Genomic DNA, 16,561 nt, shown 5'->3' on the forward strand with positions numbered 1-16,561 from the left:
ATGGTCCTACGTACTATGTCTTTCAGTCTTAAGTCAAATTTTTTATAATTTAAAATGAATTCAAAAAAAGGCGGTAAATTAATTGTGTTCTCTGCTCCATCAGGCAGCGGAAAAACCACAATCGTACAGCATCTATTAAAACAAGAAGACCTCAACTTAGAGTTTTCAGTTTCTTGTACCTCTCGCGAAGCTCGTGGCGATGAAAAACACGGGGAAAATTATTATTTTATTTCACTAAAAGATTTTAAGCAACACATCAAAAACGATGATTTTTTGGAGTGGGAAGAAGTATATCGCGATAATTTTTACGGCACATTAAAAAGTGAAGTAGAACGTATTTGGAGTCACGGCAAAAACGTCATTTTTGATATTGATGTAGTTGGCGGACTTCGCATTAAAAAGAAATATCCAGACAAAACACTTGCTGTTTTCGTGAAACCCCCAAGTATTGACGAACTTAAAATTCGCTTAAAGAAACGTAAAACCGAAAGCGATGAACGTATTAATATGCGTATTGCAAAAGCTTCGGTGGAACTAGCTACAGCGCCACAATTTGATTATATTATAAAAAACCACGACCTGCAAACTGCCTTAAACGAAGCGCACGATCTGGTTGAAAATTTCATAAAAACAAATTAGAGACGCAATGCATTGCGTCTCCACTCCACAACCGCAGAGCATCTCCAAGAGCATACAAATGACAAAAAAAACAGGACTCTATTTTGGCACTTTCAACCCAATACATATTGGGCACTTGATTATTGCCAACCATATGGTAGAGTTCAGCGATTTGGATGAAGTTTGGTTTGTGGTTACGCCACACAATCCGCATAAAAAAAAGAAAATGTTACTAGAGGATCATCACAGGCTAGCGATGGTACAAATTGCTGTTGAAGATTACCCAAAACTACAAGCCAGTAATGTAGAATTCGACCTTCAGCAACCCAATTATACGGTGAATACTTTAGCCCATTTGGAAGAAAAATTCCCCGAAAATAATTTCAGCTTAATTATGGGTGAAGACAATTTAAAGAGCCTTCACAAGTGGAAAAATTATGAGGTTATTTTGGAGCGCTATTCAATTTATGTGTATCCGAGAATTTCTGAAGGAACAGTAGAAACACAATTCGACAATCATAAAAAGATTAAAGCTGTTGATGCTCCAATTATTGAGCTTTCTTCAACATTTATTCGGAAGGGTATTAAAACTGGAAAAAATATTCGTCCAATGCTTTCTTCTAAAGTCTGGACTTATTTGGATGAAATGAATTTTTACAGATAGATTCTGCATGTTCGTGAGATGCCTGCCTTCGCAGGAATAAAAAAAACCGCCCCACCAAATTAACACTTGGGGAGCGGCCTCAACTAAATAACCAACCAAAATCATTGAAACTACTCTCGTATTGATGGATAAACCATCTCAATAATCAATGCAAATAACGTCCTTAAACTAGTAAACATTGCATAGCCATTATTAAGCTATTGTTAAATGTTTAAGCATGAATTGTGTACTTTTGAAATAAGATATTAGCTTAGCTACATTAGATTTTAGACTTAAATCTTAAAGTTTTTAGAATAGGTCTTAAAAATCAACGAAGTAGTCTTACATTAAAATATATTTCTAAACCATACAAATGTCTGATAAACCAAAATATGCGGTCTTTGGCGGTGGAAGCTGGGCCACGGCCATTGTAAAAATGCTCTGCGAAAATCTCGAGGAAGTAGGTTGGTATATGCGCAATAATTACGCTTTAGAACACCTTAAAAAGCACGGCCATAATCCCAACTATCTTAGTTCGGTAGAGTTTAACTTAAAGCAATTAAAACTCAGTAACGATATTAATGAAACAGTTAAGGACGCAGATGTACTAATTTTTGTGGTGCCTTCTGCATTTCTTCATAAAGAGTTAAAAAAATTGACGGTTTCATTGGAAGACAAAATAGTCTTTTCGGCAATTAAGGGTATTGTTCCAGAAACTAGCCTTATTGTTGGTGACCATTTTAATACGCATTATAAAGTTCCGTTTAATAATATTGGGGTTATTTCTGGGCCATGCCACGCAGAGGAAGTTGCCCTTGAAAGACTCTCGTATCTAACCATTGCAAGTGCTGATGATGAAAAAGCAAAAATGATTGCAGAGGTGCTAAGCAGCGATTACATAAAATGTACTACCAGCGATGACGTTTTGGGAATAGAATACGCTGCAATGCTTAAAAACATTTACGCCGTAGCTGCGGGAATTGCACACGGTCTCGGTTATGGAGATAACTTCCAAAGTGTACTGATGAGTAATGCTATTCGCGAGATGAAAAAGTACGTGAAAAAGGTACATAAAATGAAGCGCGATATAAATGATTCCGCCTATTTAGGAGATTTACTTGTTACTGGTTATTCCGTTTTTAGCCGAAATAGACTCTTCGGAACGATGATTGGGAAAGGCTACACGGTAAAAAGCGCCCAACTTGAAATGAGTATGATTGCCGAAGGATATTACGCTACAAATAGTGCCTATAACCTAAATCAGCAAAAAGGTAAGAAAAAGGCAAAGACCCCAATAATAAATGCAGTTTACGAGGTGCTTTACGAAAATAAGGACCCGAAGAAAACCTTTAAAAAACTAACTGAAAAGTTAGATTAAAAAAAAGCCCCGTAAATAATACGGGGCTTTTTTTGTTATTTGGTTTCTTGTTTGACATTATTTGGTAATTCTTCAAAACCCATATTGAATAATGTAAAGCCGAAAATATCGGCATATTGTTCAATGGTTTTGCTTACTGGAGTTCCAGCACCGTGGCCGGCATCGGTTTCAATTCTAATTAAAACAGGGTTACTGCCAGTTTGCTTTGCTTGAAGTTCAGCGGCAAATTTGAAACTGTGTGCAGGCACTACTCTGTCATCGTGGTCACCCGTAGTAATTAAAGTTGCAGGATATTCAACGCCTTCCTTCACATTGTGCAATGGCGAATAACCTTTTAAATATTCAAACATTTCTTTGCTGTCTTCTGCTGTTCCGTAGTCATAAGCCCAACCAGCACCTGCGGTGAAAGTATGATAACGAAGCATATCTAAAACGCCAACTGCAGGCAACGCAACCTTCATTAAATCTGGACGCTGGGTCATTGTGGCACCTACAAGTAGGCCTCCATTAGAACGTCCAAGAACTGCAAGATAATCGCTAGAAGTGTAATTGTTTTCAATTAAATATTCGGCTGCAGCTATAAAATCATCAAACACATTTTGTTTCTTCATTTGGGTTCCTGCATCGTGCCATTTTTTTCCGTATTCTCCACCACCGCGTAGGTTTGGTACTGCGTAAATACCACCTTGTTCCATCCACACTGCATTTGCAATGCTAAAACTTGGCGTTAAACTGATATTAAACCCACCGTAACCGTAAAGTAGCGTTGGATTTTTACCATCCATTTTCAATCCTTTTTTATGGGTGATAATCATTGGTATTTTTGTTCCATCTTTTGAATTATAGAAAACTTGCTGGCTTTCATAATTTTCTGGATTGAAGTCTATTTCGGGCTTTATAAATAACTCAGAATTACCGCTAGCAATGTCGTATTTATAAATGCTACCTGGAGTAACATAATTGGTAAAAGAGTAATACAGTTCTGTTTCTTCTTTTTTAGTGCCGAAACCACCCACGGAACCAACTCCTGGAAGTTTTACTTCGCGAATTAACTTCCCGTCATAATCATACTGCATCACTTTTGAAACTGCATCTACCATATAATTTGCAAAAATATTACCTCCTCCAGTACTCGGTGAAAGCACATTTTCTGTTTCAGGAATAAAGTCTACCCAATTTTCTGGACTAGGGTTTTTAGCATCTACTGTAACGATTTTCTTGTTTGGCGCGTTCATATTTGTAACTATATATAACTTAGAACCTACATTTTCAAGAATAAAAGTGTCAGTATCTGTATTGGTTAAAATAGCAACAAATTCAGCATTTGGCTTAGTAAGATCTTTAATAAAAAGTTTGTTCCCAGAAGTAGAAGTACTAGCTCTTACAATTAAATAGTTGTTATCTTCAGTTACAGAAGCGCCAATATATCGGTGTTTTTCTTCGGGTGTTGCTCCAAAAATTATTTTGTCTTCGCTTTGTGAAGTTCCCATTTTATGGTAATACACTTTATGCTGATCGGTTTTTGCAGAAAGCTCGCTGCCTTTCGGCTTGTCGTAACTAGAATAGTAAAAACCTTCTTCAGCTTTCCAAGAAAGACTACTGAATTTTATGTCGTTTAATGTATCGCCAATTAATTCTTTTGTTTCGGTGCTCATAACGAGTACTTTTCGCCAGTCGCTGCCGCCTTCAGAAATACTATAAGCTAACTTGCTGCCATCTTTGGAAAAGCTAGTTTCACCCAAAGAAATAGTTCCGTCCTCCTTAAAAGTATTGGGATCTAAAAATATTTCGGCAGTGGTTTTATCTTCTCCAGTTTTATAACGGTAAAGAACGTACTGGTTCTGTAGGCCGTCATTTTTATAGAAATAAGTATAGTCTCCTTCATGGAAAGGGGCTCCTACTTTTTCGTAATTCCAAAGATCAGAAAGACGATTTTTCAATTCTTCACGGAATGGTATTTTTTCTAAATAACCAAAAGTTACTTCGTTTTCTGCTTTAACCCAGGCAGCAGTTTCTTCACTGCGGTCATCCTCTAACCAACGATATGGGTCTTTTACTTCAACATCGAAATAAGTGTCTACAGTATCAACTTTTTTTGTTTGTGGATATGTCACAGAAATTTTTTCTTTTTTTGGTTCTTCTTTACAGCCTACAAAGGCAAGAATAAGAATTGCAGGAACGATTGTAAACTTCATAAAATTTATTTTTTGGAAACGTAAATGTACTGCTTTTAACTGAAAAGAAAATAGTCCGCAATACAAAAAGGCCTCCTTAACGGAAGCCTTTAATTTGCTATAACTGACGGGTTTCAAAGAAACAAAGGTCTATAAATCTTCCAATGTTTGTAGATAAGAATAACATTTAAAGCTACAATGATAATTGCCGCTACCAGTCCTGGAGTGTCCAAGAATAAATGGAATAATAAGATGTTGACCGTTATAGGAGCCAATAAAAGAAGCGCGAACGGCACCCATTTATTTATTAGTAAAAGCACTCCGATCAGCATTTCAAAAACTCCAACTACTTTCAGAATATATCCAGTATCACTGAGCGAGTCAATAAATATTGCCGCCTCACCCGTATAGATATGCGTGGGCATGATGTTGAAGTGAATTAATTTACTCAGTCCAAAAAAAAGTAATCCTAAGCCTAAAATAATTCTTAGGATTTTAGTAAAAGTTGAATTCATAAGCTAAGTATTAATGGTTAGTCTTTAAAGATACTGAAAATAAAAAAACGCACCTTTAAATAAAGTGCGTTTTTTTAACAATAATTTAAATATATCTCTATTTTTTTTCTAAAAATACTATACCAAGCTGTTGTCTATTAAATATTCCGCAATTTGAATTGCGTTGGTTGCCGCTCCCTTCCGAAGGTTATCACTCACAATCCACATATTTAAAGTATTTGGTTGTGTTTCGTCTCGGCGTATTCTTCCCACAAAAACATCGTCTTTATCGTGCGCGTAAATTGGCATTGGATACGTATTGGTGTCTGGATTGTCTTGTAGAACAATACCAGGTGTTTCGTGCAGCATTTTGCGAATATCCCCCAATTCGAAGTCATTTTCAAACTGAACATTTACCGATTCGCTATGCCCGCCTGCCGTAGGAATCCGCACTGCAGTGGCAGTAATTGAAAACGTACGATCATTTAATATTTTCTGTGGCTCACGAGCTAATTTCATCTCTTCTTTTGTGTATCCATTTTCTTCAAAAACATCGCAATGCGGTAAAGCATTTTTATGAATTGGATACGGATAGGCCATTTCGCCTTTTATACCAGCCATTTCATTCTCCATTTGCTGCACCGCCTTCAAGCCCGTACCCGAAACCGATTGATATGTGGAAACAACAACTCGCTTCATTTTATATTTTTTGTGCAGCGGCGCCAAAGCCATCACTAATTGTATAGTTGAGCAATTAGGATTGGCAATTATTTTATCGTCTTTTGTTAATAGGTGCGCATTAATTTCAGGAACGATGAGTTTTTTGTCGGGCTCCATACGCCAAGCTGAAGAATTATCTATCACGGTAGTTCCTACCTCAGCAAACTTTGGTGCCCATTCTAAAGAAGTACTTCCGCCAGCAGAAAAAAGAGCAATATTGGGTTTTGCAGCCACTGCTTCTTTTAAACCAATAACTTTATATGTTTTGCCTTTAAAGGAAATTTCCTTTCCAACAGATTTTTCTGAAGCGACTAAAAATAATTCATCAGAGGGAAAATTGCGTTCCGCTAACACTTTCAACATTACTTCGCCAACCATTCCGGTGGCACCAACCAAGGCTAATTTCATATTTTCGGGATTCGTTTAATTAACCACAAAGGTCGCAAAGTTTTTCGCAAAGTGCACAAAGTGGTTGTGGTAAAATTAGTTGTTGCTATGCGAATATTTCAAAATATAAACAAAAAAAGAACCCTCGCTAGTAGAAAACTAGCGAGGGTTTAGGGTTAGAATATGTAATGTAACGGTAGCTAAAATTTATTTTTTTCTAAGCTCATCACGGATTTGCATCAACAAATCTTTTTCGGATGGTCCCGGATCTGCAACAGGAGCTGCAACTTTTTTCTTTTTGGTTTTTGCGTAAGCTTTTACCATCATAAATAGTACAAAACCAACAATTACAAGGTTAATTAGAGAGTTTACCCATTTTCCCCACATAATAGCGTTTTCAGGTTTTACAACCTCGCCATTAGCATCAACTACTGCGGCATCTAAAACAATTTTAAGGTCGGCAAAATCCATTCCGCCAGCAAAATGCCCTACTATTGGCATAATCATGTCGTTAGTAAATCCGGTTACAACGAGCCCAACGGCTCCAGCTAGAATTACGGCAACGGCAAGGTCTACGACGTTGCCTGTCATAATAAAATCTTTGAATTCTTTTAACATATTAGTTAGCGTTTAAGGGTTAATGTTAGCTAATTTACTTAAAAACAATGTATTTTTTAAATAATTCTTACCAAATAGGGTTAATTCCTACAAATAATTCTTTTCACTCTTTGAGAAACTGCCGTAATTAATTCGTATGAAATAGAGTTGATAGCTGAAGATAATTCTTCCGCGCTGGTTGAAGGGCCAAAAACAATGGCTTCGTCTCCCTCTTCACAGGCTATATTTGTAATATCTACCATAATCATATCCATACATACATTGCCCAGAATATGTGCTTTCTTTCCATTTATGGTTACCCAGCCTTTGCCTTTTCCGTATGAACGTGGAATGCCGTCTGCGTGGCCTATAGGAAGTGTTGCCGAACGCGTAGGTTTTTCAGCAATAAAACCGCGATTATAACCCACGCTGTCATTTTCTTGAATTTGATGAATTTGCGAAATAACCGTCTTTAAAGTTCCTACGGGTTTTAGATGTTTGTTTTCTTCTTTATCGTTTCCGAAACCATAAAGCCCAATGCCAGTGCGTACCATGTCAAAATGCGCTTCCGGATAATTGATAATTCCAGAAGTGTTAGCACAGTGAAGCAATGGTTTATAACCAATTTTGGAAATTAATTCTTCTGAAATATTTTGGAACGTTACAATTTGACCTAGCGTAAACTCTTTTAGCTTTAAATCTTCACTTGCCGCAAGATGCGAAAAAGCAGATTTTACCTTTACACTTTTTGTTTTAGAAAGCTTTTCTGCAATGAACGAAATATCATTTTCATTAAAACCCAAGCGATTTAAACCAGTATTGAATTTTAGATGAATAGGATAATTAGTCTGTTTTTTTTCTTCCGCGAAAGCGATAAATTCTTCTAAAGTTTTTCGGGAATAAATACTCGGTTCCAAACAGCGGTTCACAATTGCTTCAAAATTTACAGGAAGCGGATGCAATACCAAAATTGGGGTTTCTATCGCAGCATTTCTAAGCGTTTCGCCCTCGTTAGTATATGCCACAGCAAAGTAATTAACGCCCAAATTTGCAAGTTCCGTTGCCACAGCAACAGAATCGCTTCCATAGCCAAAGGCTTTTACTACAGCAAGAACTTTGGTTTGGGGCTTTAACTTTGAAGTAATGTATTTGTAATTTGCATCGAGCGCGTTTAGGTCGATCTCCAATAAAGTTTCAGTGGCTTTGGGCATGTTATGCTTGTTTTCCCGTTTTTTCGGCCTGTCCGTCGTGGCGGGAAGTTTTTTCATCAATTATTTCTTCAGCATCTTTCACTTCAAGTTTTACAACTTTATCTCGAAGTTGTGCTTTGTAATAGGCGGCACGGCTTAAAGGTTCGTATTCTTCAGTTTCTCCGAGCAAAACGAGTGCTTCGCTTTTTGCTTTGCGGTAACTAAAATGGGCAAGATTTCCGGTGCGAGTGCAAACGGCATGTACTTTCGTAACATATTCTGCAGTTGCCATTAAAGCTGGCATGGGGCCAAAAGGATTGCCTTTATAATCCATATCAAGCCCAGCAACAATAACCCTAACGCCACGGTTGGCAAGGTCGTTGCAAACTTTTACAATTTCGTCATCAAAAAATTGTGCTTCGTCTATTCCTACTACATCGCAATTATCTGCCAAGATTGGAATGTTGGCAGCTGCAGGTACGGGTGTGGAACGAATATGATTGCTATCGTGACTCGTTACCGAGTCTTCGGCATAACGAGTATCTATGGAAGGGGTAAATATCTCCACTCTTTGGCGCGCAAATTTGGCGCGTTTCAGCCTTCTTATAAGCTCTTCGGTTTTCCCTGAAAACATGGAACCGCAGATTACTTCAATCCAACCAAATTGTTCTTTCTGATTTACGGTATTTTCAAGAAACATAGTTTAATTTTACGCGAAACATTGGCACTAATACGATATCCATCAGTATGCTCAACTTCAATATTGTCTGAAACCTTTGTATAACAATGATTTTAGACAAGAAAACAGAAATAGTTGACGTTTACATATAGGATGCGTAAATTTATAAAAACAAAATAGAAATTCAGTTTAATTTATTAAGATATGAAAAAGAAACTCCGCGAGCAGGTAACAGTGCTTGCAAAGCAACTAATTGAAGAAGAAAAAACGTTTAAAACCGCTTATGTAAAGGGATTGGTGGGAGCGCTACACGAAAAACTGGCAATTCTTGAGTATCTTGAAAATCAAATAGAAGACCCTTCCGAAGAACCAACTTCTGCGTCTATGGACTCCAAAAGTTTCCGTGAAGGAAACTGGTTTACAGAACCAGAACCTGTACCACAACCGCAACATAAAGAAGACCTCATCGAGCCTTTAATGGAAAAGATAAAGGATATTGTTGCGCAAATGCCTGAAGAGAGCGAGCGCATAGATGAACTTCTGGAAGAAATGCTTCCAAAAATCAGAGAAACTATTCCTACTGAAGTGGAAGATGAATTGGAGCAAGAAGTGGAGGAAGAGGAAGAAGAGGAGGAAGAAATAGCAGCTGTAAAATATATTAAAAACGATTTGGAAGAATTTGCTTCAAACTATCAGCAAATGCCCGAATTTGAAAGAAAAAATACCGAACTCTTCCCAAAATCTGTTGAAGGAACTGAGGCTAGCAAAACGATGAGTGAATCTCGCGCTAAATCGTTAAACGACACTATAAACAAAGGATTAAACATTGGGCTAAACGATCGATTGGCATTCATAAAACATCTTTTTGAAGGACAAGCCGAAGATTATACCCGCGTACTTTCACAGATTAATACAATGGGGAATTTTGATGAAGCGCAAAGTTTTATAAAAGGAAAAGTAAAACCAGACTACAATTATTGGCTCAATAAAGAAGAATATTCAGAGCGGTTTATGAATATTATTGAAAAACGTTTCAACTAAATTCCCAACGTATGACTCCTCAAAAAACAATATACTGGATAGCCACAGGGCTGCTTAGCGCATTATTTCTGTATTCTGCCATCATGTATTTAACCGATACAGCGGTGATTGAAGGTTATTATCAAGACTATCAATATCCCACCTATTTGGTTATTCCGATGGCACTAGCGAAAATCTTTGCTATTGTTTTTATCCTACTTAGAAAGCCAAAATGGGTAATGGAATGGGCTTATGCCGGACTATTTTTCGATATGGTTCTGGCTTGCTTTGCCCATTACAGAATTGATGACCCTGGAATAACGCTCCCTTTGATAGGAATTTTACTATTACTTACCTCTTATTTCTTCGGAAAAACTGTTCGCGCATAAACTATGGGAAAACTCTATTTAGTACCTACTCCAATCGGTAATTTAAAAGATATGACCTTTCGCGCCGTAGAAGTGCTGAAAGAAGTAGATTTAATACTCGCCGAAGACACTCGCAATAGCGGAAAACTCTTAAAACATTTTGAAATCGGCACCCAAATGCATTCGCACCACATGCACAACGAGCATAAAACGGTGGAAGGCATTGTAAAACGAATTCAAAGTGGTGAAAACATTGCGCTAATAAGCGATGCAGGAACTCCAGCCATCAGCGATCCTGGATTTTTATTAACCCGAGCTTGTGTGGAAGCGGGTATTGAAGTTGACTGTCTTCCCGGCGCTACCGCTTTTGTTCCAGCATTGGTAAACAGCGGTTTTCCGAACGATAAATTTGTTTTTGAAGGATTTCTTCCTGTGAAAAAAGGCAGACAAACTCGCCTCGAACTTTTAGCCGAAGAAACCCGAACCATTATTTTTTACGAATCGCCACACAAACTGCTGAAAACTCTTGCCCATTTTGTGCAATATTTTGGCGCCGAAAGACAAGTTTCTGTTTCCCGAGAAATCACAAAACTACACGAAGAAACCGTTCGCGGCACTGCGGAAGAAGTTTTAAAACATTTTGAAAATAAGCCGCCAAAAGGGGAGATAGTTGTTGTTGTTTCGGGGAAGAAATAAAATTTTTTTAAAGCACTTCTGCGATCAAAAATCTACAATCGTAAATCTAAAATTCGCCGTGTTTCCCTTTATTCCACCCGTGCTTTCCAAGATATTGCTCGCCACTTTCTACTGCGCCATCTTCAATTGAAGTTCCCATAGAATCGTTCCAACGGTTTAGATAGCCAAAGAGCGAAATAACACCGAGCATTTCTACAATTTCACCTTCGTTCCAGTATTTGTAAAGTCGTTGCTTAATTTCATCATTCACAGCATTTGGCACTTGGCTCGCAGCTAAAGAAAAGTCGAGCGCAGCACGCTCAGCTTCCGAAAAAGCAGAATGGGTTCTGTATTCCCAAATATTATCTAGTTGCTCCTGCTCTGCTCCATAGCGTTCAGCAGCGCGAATGGCGTGTGCTTGGCAGTAGCGACAACCAGTTGCGTTGCTGCTTACCCACGCAATCATTCGTTTTAAAGCTGAAGAAACACTGCCTTCATTCGCCATTACGGCTTTGTTGAGGTTGATAAAAGCTTTGCTTATCGCCGGACGGTGCTGCATAGTGAGCACGCTGTTGGGGCAAAAACCAAGTGTTTCATTGAAAAATTCGGCCAATTGTTTTGTATCGGCGTCGTGGTTTGGGGAAAGTGGTGTTACTAAAGCCATCGGTAATTTTTAGATATTTTATTCGAAGATAGGAATTGCCGATGGCAAATACCAAAAGATAATCTCCAAATTCCAAAAAAGCCTTTAATTCTTCAGCAGTCTATAAACACTATTCGAAGTTTTTAAATAATATAATCCGCTTTGTGCTGAAGAAAGATTTATTTGTGATTGCTTGTCGGTTAATTCGCCCGAAGCAATAATTTTTCCTGTAATATCTGTTATTTGGAATGCTGTTTTATCAGAAAATATTTCGCGCTCAACAGTGAAAATACCGTTTGAGGGGTTTGGGTAAATAGTTAAATCGTCCTTTTCAAATTCAGAAACACTTAGAGGGCCATTGTTAAGCCTTCCCACAGCAAAACTTTCGCTACCGCTATAAAAAAATGTGTTGCCCGCCACTACTAGTTTTCCGTCCTGCTGTAAAGCAATATCGGCACCTTCGAAACCCATTTCAGTGAAGCCGTTTGTGCCAAAAGTGGTGTCAAGTATACCATCAGAATTAAATCTATAGGTACGATTAAAATCGGGTTCAAAGCCAAACGTGATACCAAAAACAATGATGGCGTTATCTGGCTGGACCAAAATTTTAAGCGCAGTAAATATATCGCCGTCAATAACTACCGTACCATTGTCCCCAAAAGAAACATCAATTTCACCAGTTGGCAGCATTCTTTTTATTGAAGTTCCGGGTTGTGTTCTCAACGACATTAGTATTTTTCCATCGTCTTGAATAGTAATAGATGAATGAAATACCTCACTCGCCGACTCTATTTCAACAATGCCATCTACACCAAAATCATTGTCCAAATCGCCATTTGGTAAAAATCTGGCAAATTGGAATTTTTTTACAAAATTCACTTCGGTTTTATAAGGGACTAAAATTTTACCATCGCTTTGCACTTTAATTCCAAAAACCTTAAAAGAGTCATTATTTATAAATTGTGTGATACTTCCATTAATGCCAAATGAGGTGTCTAGTGATCCATCGGGCAAATATTTTACTAATAAAATGGATTTGTCACCTCCATCTGTAGAACTTCCTCCAGCCAATATTTTATCGTCGAGAAGTAAAACAGTAGCGCTTAGATAATCTTCAGCGTAAGTTGTTTTAACAATTCCGTCTATCCCAAAAGAAGTGTCCAAATCGCCATTCGGCAAATAGCGGACTAATAGAAAACCTACTTCTCCGTTTTCAAAAAATGTGGTGGAGGTTATAATTTTTTGATTGGGCTGAATGTGTAGTGAATTAAAGTACTCGTGATAGTTATTTCCTATTTGTGTAGTTACCAATCCATCTGTGCCAAAAGTAGTATCTAAAGTTCCATCCGGAGTATAACGAACAAGACCATAAACAAAATAATTATTTGGATGAATTGCAATTCCATAAACAACAATTTTACCATCGGCTTGAATTGCAACTGAAGAGCCTCTGTCTCCTCTTCCAAAAAAATCTGTTACAACATAGCCATTATTCCCAAAAGATGTATCCAATGTGCCATCCTGCGAATAAGTAAGTGTTGAAATTATTCCTATTAAAAAAAGTAGAAGTGTTTTCATAATTTTCAAGTTTTGATGCTTCCGAAGAAACTCTTTTCAACTCAATTCTTCAGTAAACGAAACACACTGTTTGAAGTTTTCAGAAAATAAACGCCGCTTTGTACAGCAGAAAGATTTAGTTGTGATTGCTTTTCAGTCAATTCACCCGAAGTGATGATTTTTCCTGTAATATCTGTTATTTGGAAAGGTGTTGTTTCAGAAAATATTTCACGTTCAATAGTAAAAATTCCGTTTGAGGGGTTTGGGTAAATAGCTATTTTATTAGTTTCAAATTCTGGAGTTGATAATGGATCATTAATGTAACGCTCCATAATTATATCTTCTTGCCCGTTGTACCATGCCGTATTGGCCAAACACGTAATTTTACCGTCCTGTTGAATTAACATATCGGCTACAAAATACTCAGAAGAATTTATGACGAAGTTAAAACCTGTATCTACATTACCATCAATATAATACCGCTTTATAAAAAACGGTCCGCCACCCTCAAAAAAATCAGTGAGTTCTCCAAAAATTAATAATCGTTGGTTCTGTTGAATTTCAATTTTACTGATAGCTAAATTATTCCTATTCGGGTTTAAATATCCATTGCTGTCAAAAGATGTATCAAAACTTCCATCGGGTAGGAATCTGAAAATTAGATTAGTAATTACGTTCGATTGCCAATCAAAAAAGGAACTGTGAACTGCAATTTTACCATCATCGTAAAGTGCAATATTTTTTGATGAAAAATCGGGGTCATTCACTATGCTCACTATCCCATTACTGCCATAAGAAGTATCCAGCGCACCATTGGGCAAGTAGCGCAATAACACTTGAGAAGACACGCCATTATCTTGACTTTCTGCAAGCACCACTATTTTATTATCCGTAGTTATAACGGCCTTCTTTGCGCTGTTTGATTCATTCCCAACTTCTGATATCACCACTCCATTATTTCCAAAAGAAAGGTCTAAAGTTCCATCGGGCAAATATTTTTTTAAACCAATTTTAGCTATTCCATTTTCAAATAACCTACCCGCTGCTAGAAGCGAATCATCATTAAAAAGTACCATCTCGCCGCTATAAATGTTTTCCGGAAATACTATTAGTTCACCATTATTCCCGAAACCAGTATCTACTGAGCCATCGGCTAAAAACCTGTTGACTACAAACTCAGAATTAGCGGTCGAAGAAAATAATCCGCTAGCAACAATTTTACCGTCACTTTGGCTTAAAACTTTTCTATAATATTCATCCTCATAACCTGAACCACTAAAAATTGATACGCCATTAGTTCCGAAAGAAGTGTCTAAAGTACCGTTAAGATTATATCTGGCGATGGAAGGAAAAGCTTGTCCCTGTATTTTAAACTGCCCCGCCACTAAAAGTTTCTCATCCGCTTGCTGGGTTATTGATATAGCTAAGTCTGTATCGCCATCAATATCTGTTTGCACAGTTCCATTGTTGCCAAAAGAAGTGTCTATCCCACCATCTTGGGCTCCCACAAATGTAGTAGCTAATACCGCAAAAAAAAGTAAAAGTGATTTCATAATTTTAAAACTTAAGATTATGGGGAGAATTATACGTACAAGATAGTAAATTATCAATTATTAGAAATAGCCACCCGCTTCTCGAAATTTTGTAATTTTACAGCTCTCCCTTTATTTAATACTCACAACCATTCCAAAATTTGGAATTTACGAAGTTTATGCGCTGGACCCTAAAACCAAAACCCGATTCCGAAAAAGTGAATTCACTTTCAAAAGCCTTAAAAGTTGAACCAATTATTGCTTCACTTTTAATTCAGCGCGGTGTGGAAACTTTTGAAGAAGCACAAAAATTTTTCCGCCCAAGTTTGGAAGATCTTCACGATCCATTTTTAATGAAGGACATGGATAAAGCTGTCACCCGAATTGAAAAGGCAATTGAAAACGAAGAAAACATCTTAATCTACGGCGATTATGATGTTGACGGAACCACGAGTGTAGCTTTGCTTTCTTCCTATTTAAAAAGTTATTATCCGAATGTTTCAACCTACATTCCAGACAGGTATGACGAAGGTTACGGAGTTTCGTATAAAGGAATTGACTACGCTCAGGACAATGATTTTGCACTTATTATTGCCTTAGATTGCGGCATAAAAGCCATTGAAAAAGTATCGTATGCTTCCGAAAAAAATGTAGATTTTATAATCTGCGATCACCACCGTCCGGGGAAGGAAATTCCCAAAGCCGTTGCAGTCCTCGATCCAAAACGGGAAGATTGCGAATACCCGTACAAAGAACTTTGCGGCTGTGGTGTTGGATTTAAATTGATCCAAGCTTTGGCTGGTAAAAGAGGCTTACAAATTGAGGATTTGCTGCTTTATTTAGATTTGGTTGCAACTGCAATTGCTGCAGATATAGTTCCTATGGCCGGCGAAAACAGAATCCTAGCTTTTTATGGATTGAAAGTAATTAACAGCAATCCGCGAACGGGAATCTTGGCAATTTTAAAGCAAGTAAAAAAGGAAACCCTCACAATTACCGATGTGGTTTTCATCATCGCTCCACGCATAAATGCCGCCGGAAGAATGAAACACGGCAATCATGCCGTAACATTATTAACGGAAACTGATTCTGAAAAAGCCGAAACTTTTGCCTCGGAAATTGAAACTTTTAATACAGACAGACGCGAGGCCGACAAACAAATTACCGAAGAAGCGCTTCAACAAATAATTGCAAATAAAGAGGAAGAACGGATGACCACCGTGGTTTATCAAGAAAACTGGCATAAAGGGGTTATTGGCATCGTGGCTTCCCGTTTGACAGAAACCTATTATCGCCCAACTTTAGTTTTCACTAAAAGTGGCGAAAAGCTTGCTGCATCCGCCCGATCCGTAAAAGGGTTTGATGTTTATAATGCTTTGGAAAGCTGCGCCAAACATATTGAACAATTTGGCGGACATATGTATGCCGCGGGTTTGACGTTGTTCGAAAAAGATTACGAAAACTTTAAAAATGAATTTGAACGCGTGGTTTCAGAAACCATCGATCCTCATTTACTTACTCCCGAAATTAGAATAGACACAGAAATAAACCTGGAAGACATTACTCCAAAATTCTTCAGAATTTTAAAACAATTCGCCCCCTTCGGCCCAGGAAATATGACGCCAACTTTTATGACACAAAATTTAATGGACACTGGTTGGGGAAAATGTGTGGGCGAAGATAAAACGCATCTACGGGTTGTGGTGAAGCAGGGGAATTCCAATCAATTTACTGGGATAGGTTTTAGCATGGCTGAAAAAAGCGATATCGCTTGCAGCGGAAAACCATTTAAAGCGGCCTTTTGCATCGATGAAAACGAATGGCAAGGGAATGTGAGTTTGCAATTACGGTTAAAGGATATTCGGGAATAATATTTGGTACATTTT

General features: G+C 37.7%; 16 protein-coding genes. 7 read left to right on the plus strand and 9 right to left on the minus strand.

Features of this window, described 5'->3' with window-relative positions; translation table 11 throughout:
• Positions 1–54: 54 nt before the first annotated feature.
• The 3 genes from gmk (at position 55) to AC3RVG_RS04360 (ending at position 2,639) form a co-directional block, all read left to right on the plus strand.
• Positions 55–639: a guanylate kinase gene (gene gmk, locus AC3RVG_RS04350; RefSeq protein ID WP_489690223.1), complete on the plus strand. Its 585-nt coding sequence runs from the start codon at positions 55–57 to the stop codon at positions 637–639.
• A 58-nt stretch (positions 640–697) separates the two neighbouring features.
• Positions 698–1,282 (plus strand): nicotinate (nicotinamide) nucleotide adenylyltransferase, encoded by a 585-nt coding sequence (gene nadD / locus AC3RVG_RS04355; RefSeq protein ID WP_489690224.1) that lies wholly within the window; start codon positions 698–700, stop codon positions 1,280–1,282.
• Positions 1,283–1,634: 352 nt separating this feature from the next.
• Positions 1,635–2,639 (plus strand): NAD(P)H-dependent glycerol-3-phosphate dehydrogenase, encoded by a 1,005-nt coding sequence (locus AC3RVG_RS04360; RefSeq protein ID WP_489690225.1) that lies wholly within the window; start codon positions 1,635–1,637, stop codon positions 2,637–2,639.
• Positions 2,640–2,674: 35 nt separating this feature from the next.
• Here the strand turns inward: AC3RVG_RS04360 and AC3RVG_RS04365 are convergent, their stop codons facing one another.
• From AC3RVG_RS04365 to AC3RVG_RS04390, 6 genes are all read right to left on the minus strand, one after another.
• The gene (locus tag AC3RVG_RS04365; RefSeq protein ID WP_489690226.1) at positions 2,675–4,834 is read right to left on the minus strand and encodes a prolyl oligopeptidase family serine peptidase; all 2,160 of its coding nucleotides are present in this window, start codon (positions 4,832–4,834) and stop codon (positions 2,675–2,677) included.
• Positions 4,835–4,947: 113 nt separating this feature from the next.
• Positions 4,948–5,328 (minus strand): DoxX protein, encoded by a 381-nt coding sequence (locus tag AC3RVG_RS04370; protein ID WP_489690227.1) that lies wholly within the window; start codon positions 5,326–5,328, stop codon positions 4,948–4,950.
• A 117-nt stretch (positions 5,329–5,445) separates the two neighbouring features.
• Positions 5,446–6,435, minus strand: coding sequence for an aspartate-semialdehyde dehydrogenase (locus AC3RVG_RS04375; RefSeq protein WP_489690228.1), 990 nt, complete (start codon positions 6,433–6,435; stop codon positions 5,446–5,448).
• Between the two features lie 186 nt (positions 6,436–6,621).
• Positions 6,622–7,032: a large conductance mechanosensitive channel protein MscL gene (mscL, locus tag AC3RVG_RS04380; RefSeq protein ID WP_489690229.1), complete on the minus strand. Its 411-nt coding sequence runs from the start codon at positions 7,030–7,032 to the stop codon at positions 6,622–6,624.
• Between the two features lie 80 nt (positions 7,033–7,112).
• Positions 7,113–8,222: an alanine racemase gene (gene alr / locus AC3RVG_RS04385; protein WP_489690703.1), complete on the minus strand. Its 1,110-nt coding sequence runs from the start codon at positions 8,220–8,222 to the stop codon at positions 7,113–7,115.
• Between the two features lies 1 nt (position 8,223).
• On the minus strand, positions 8,224–8,901 hold the full coding sequence (locus AC3RVG_RS04390; RefSeq protein ID WP_489690230.1) for a thymidine kinase: 678 nt from the start codon (positions 8,899–8,901) through the stop codon (positions 8,224–8,226).
• A 183-nt stretch (positions 8,902–9,084) separates the two neighbouring features.
• Here AC3RVG_RS04390 and AC3RVG_RS04395 point away from each other — a divergent pair, with 183 nt between their 5' ends.
• Genes AC3RVG_RS04395 through rsmI form a run of 3 tightly spaced genes read left to right on the plus strand, consistent with a single transcriptional unit; the run spans position 9,085 to position 10,964 of the window.
• Complete coding sequence (locus AC3RVG_RS04395) at positions 9,085–9,921, plus strand: DUF8457 domain-containing protein (RefSeq protein ID WP_489690231.1); 837 nt, start codon at positions 9,085–9,087, stop codon at positions 9,919–9,921.
• An 11-nt stretch (positions 9,922–9,932) separates the two neighbouring features.
• Positions 9,933–10,289 carry a DoxX family protein gene (locus tag AC3RVG_RS04400; protein ID WP_489690232.1) on the plus strand — a complete coding sequence of 119 codons (357 nt, stop codon included), beginning with the start codon at positions 9,933–9,935 and terminating at the stop codon, positions 10,287–10,289.
• Between the two features lie 3 nt (positions 10,290–10,292).
• Complete coding sequence (gene rsmI / locus AC3RVG_RS04405; protein WP_489690233.1) at positions 10,293–10,964, plus strand: 16S rRNA (cytidine(1402)-2'-O)-methyltransferase; 672 nt, start codon at positions 10,293–10,295, stop codon at positions 10,962–10,964.
• 46 nt (positions 10,965–11,010) lie between these two features.
• On the opposite strand, the gene AC3RVG_RS04410 is transcribed toward rsmI, so the two are convergent.
• The 3 genes from AC3RVG_RS04410 to AC3RVG_RS04420 form a co-directional block, all read right to left on the minus strand.
• Positions 11,011–11,607 carry a carboxymuconolactone decarboxylase family protein gene (locus AC3RVG_RS04410; protein ID WP_489690234.1) on the minus strand — a complete coding sequence of 199 codons (597 nt, stop codon included), beginning with the start codon at positions 11,605–11,607 and terminating at the stop codon, positions 11,011–11,013.
• 84 nt (positions 11,608–11,691) lie between these two features.
• Entirely contained in the window at positions 11,692–13,164 is a 1,473-nt protein-coding gene (locus tag AC3RVG_RS04415; RefSeq protein ID WP_489690235.1) for a T9SS type A sorting domain-containing protein, read from the minus strand.
• A gap of 41 nt (positions 13,165–13,205) precedes the next feature.
• Positions 13,206–14,696: a T9SS type A sorting domain-containing protein gene (locus tag AC3RVG_RS04420; RefSeq protein ID WP_489690236.1), complete on the minus strand. Its 1,491-nt coding sequence runs from the start codon at positions 14,694–14,696 to the stop codon at positions 13,206–13,208.
• 158 nt (positions 14,697–14,854) lie between these two features.
• Here AC3RVG_RS04420 and recJ point away from each other — a divergent pair, with 158 nt between their 5' ends.
• Positions 14,855–16,546 carry a single-stranded-DNA-specific exonuclease RecJ gene (gene recJ, locus AC3RVG_RS04425; RefSeq protein ID WP_489690237.1) on the plus strand — a complete coding sequence of 564 codons (1,692 nt, stop codon included), beginning with the start codon at positions 14,855–14,857 and terminating at the stop codon, positions 16,544–16,546.
• The last annotated feature ends 15 nt before the right edge of the window (positions 16,547–16,561 follow it).

The organism is Aequorivita sp. IT1282 (assembly GCF_058068205.1).

Coding starts and splice junctions, on each gene's coding strand:
- AC3RVG_RS04420 (WP_489690236.1), bottom strand. CDS start 14,696: ATGAAATCACTTTTACTTTTTTTTGCGGTATTAGCTACTACATTTGTG.
- alr (WP_489690703.1), bottom strand. CDS start 8,222: ATGCCCAAAGCCACTGAAACTTTATTGGAGATCGACCTAAACGCGCTC.
- AC3RVG_RS04410 (WP_489690234.1), bottom strand. CDS start 11,607: ATGGCTTTAGTAACACCACTTTCCCCAAACCACGACGCCGATACAAAA.
- AC3RVG_RS04365 (WP_489690226.1), bottom strand. CDS start 4,834: ATGAAGTTTACAATCGTTCCTGCAATTCTTATTCTTGCCTTTGTAGGC.
- gmk (WP_489690223.1), top strand. CDS start 55: ATGAATTCAAAAAAAGGCGGTAAATTAATTGTGTTCTCTGCTCCATCA.
- AC3RVG_RS04390 (WP_489690230.1), bottom strand. CDS start 8,901: ATGTTTCTTGAAAATACCGTAAATCAGAAAGAACAATTTGGTTGGATT.
- AC3RVG_RS04400 (WP_489690232.1), top strand. CDS start 9,933: ATGACTCCTCAAAAAACAATATACTGGATAGCCACAGGGCTGCTTAGC.
- AC3RVG_RS04375 (WP_489690228.1), bottom strand. CDS start 6,435: ATGAAATTAGCCTTGGTTGGTGCCACCGGAATGGTTGGCGAAGTAATG.
- nadD (WP_489690224.1), top strand. CDS start 698: ATGACAAAAAAAACAGGACTCTATTTTGGCACTTTCAACCCAATACAT.
- AC3RVG_RS04370 (WP_489690227.1), bottom strand. CDS start 5,328: ATGAATTCAACTTTTACTAAAATCCTAAGAATTATTTTAGGCTTAGGA.
- AC3RVG_RS04415 (WP_489690235.1), bottom strand. CDS start 13,164: ATGAAAACACTTCTACTTTTTTTAATAGGAATAATTTCAACACTTACT.
- recJ (WP_489690237.1), top strand. CDS start 14,855: ATGCGCTGGACCCTAAAACCAAAACCCGATTCCGAAAAAGTGAATTCA.
- rsmI (WP_489690233.1), top strand. CDS start 10,293: ATGGGAAAACTCTATTTAGTACCTACTCCAATCGGTAATTTAAAAGAT.
- AC3RVG_RS04360 (WP_489690225.1), top strand. CDS start 1,635: ATGTCTGATAAACCAAAATATGCGGTCTTTGGCGGTGGAAGCTGGGCC.
- AC3RVG_RS04395 (WP_489690231.1), top strand. CDS start 9,085: ATGAAAAAGAAACTCCGCGAGCAGGTAACAGTGCTTGCAAAGCAACTA.
- mscL (WP_489690229.1), bottom strand. CDS start 7,032: ATGTTAAAAGAATTCAAAGATTTTATTATGACAGGCAACGTCGTAGAC.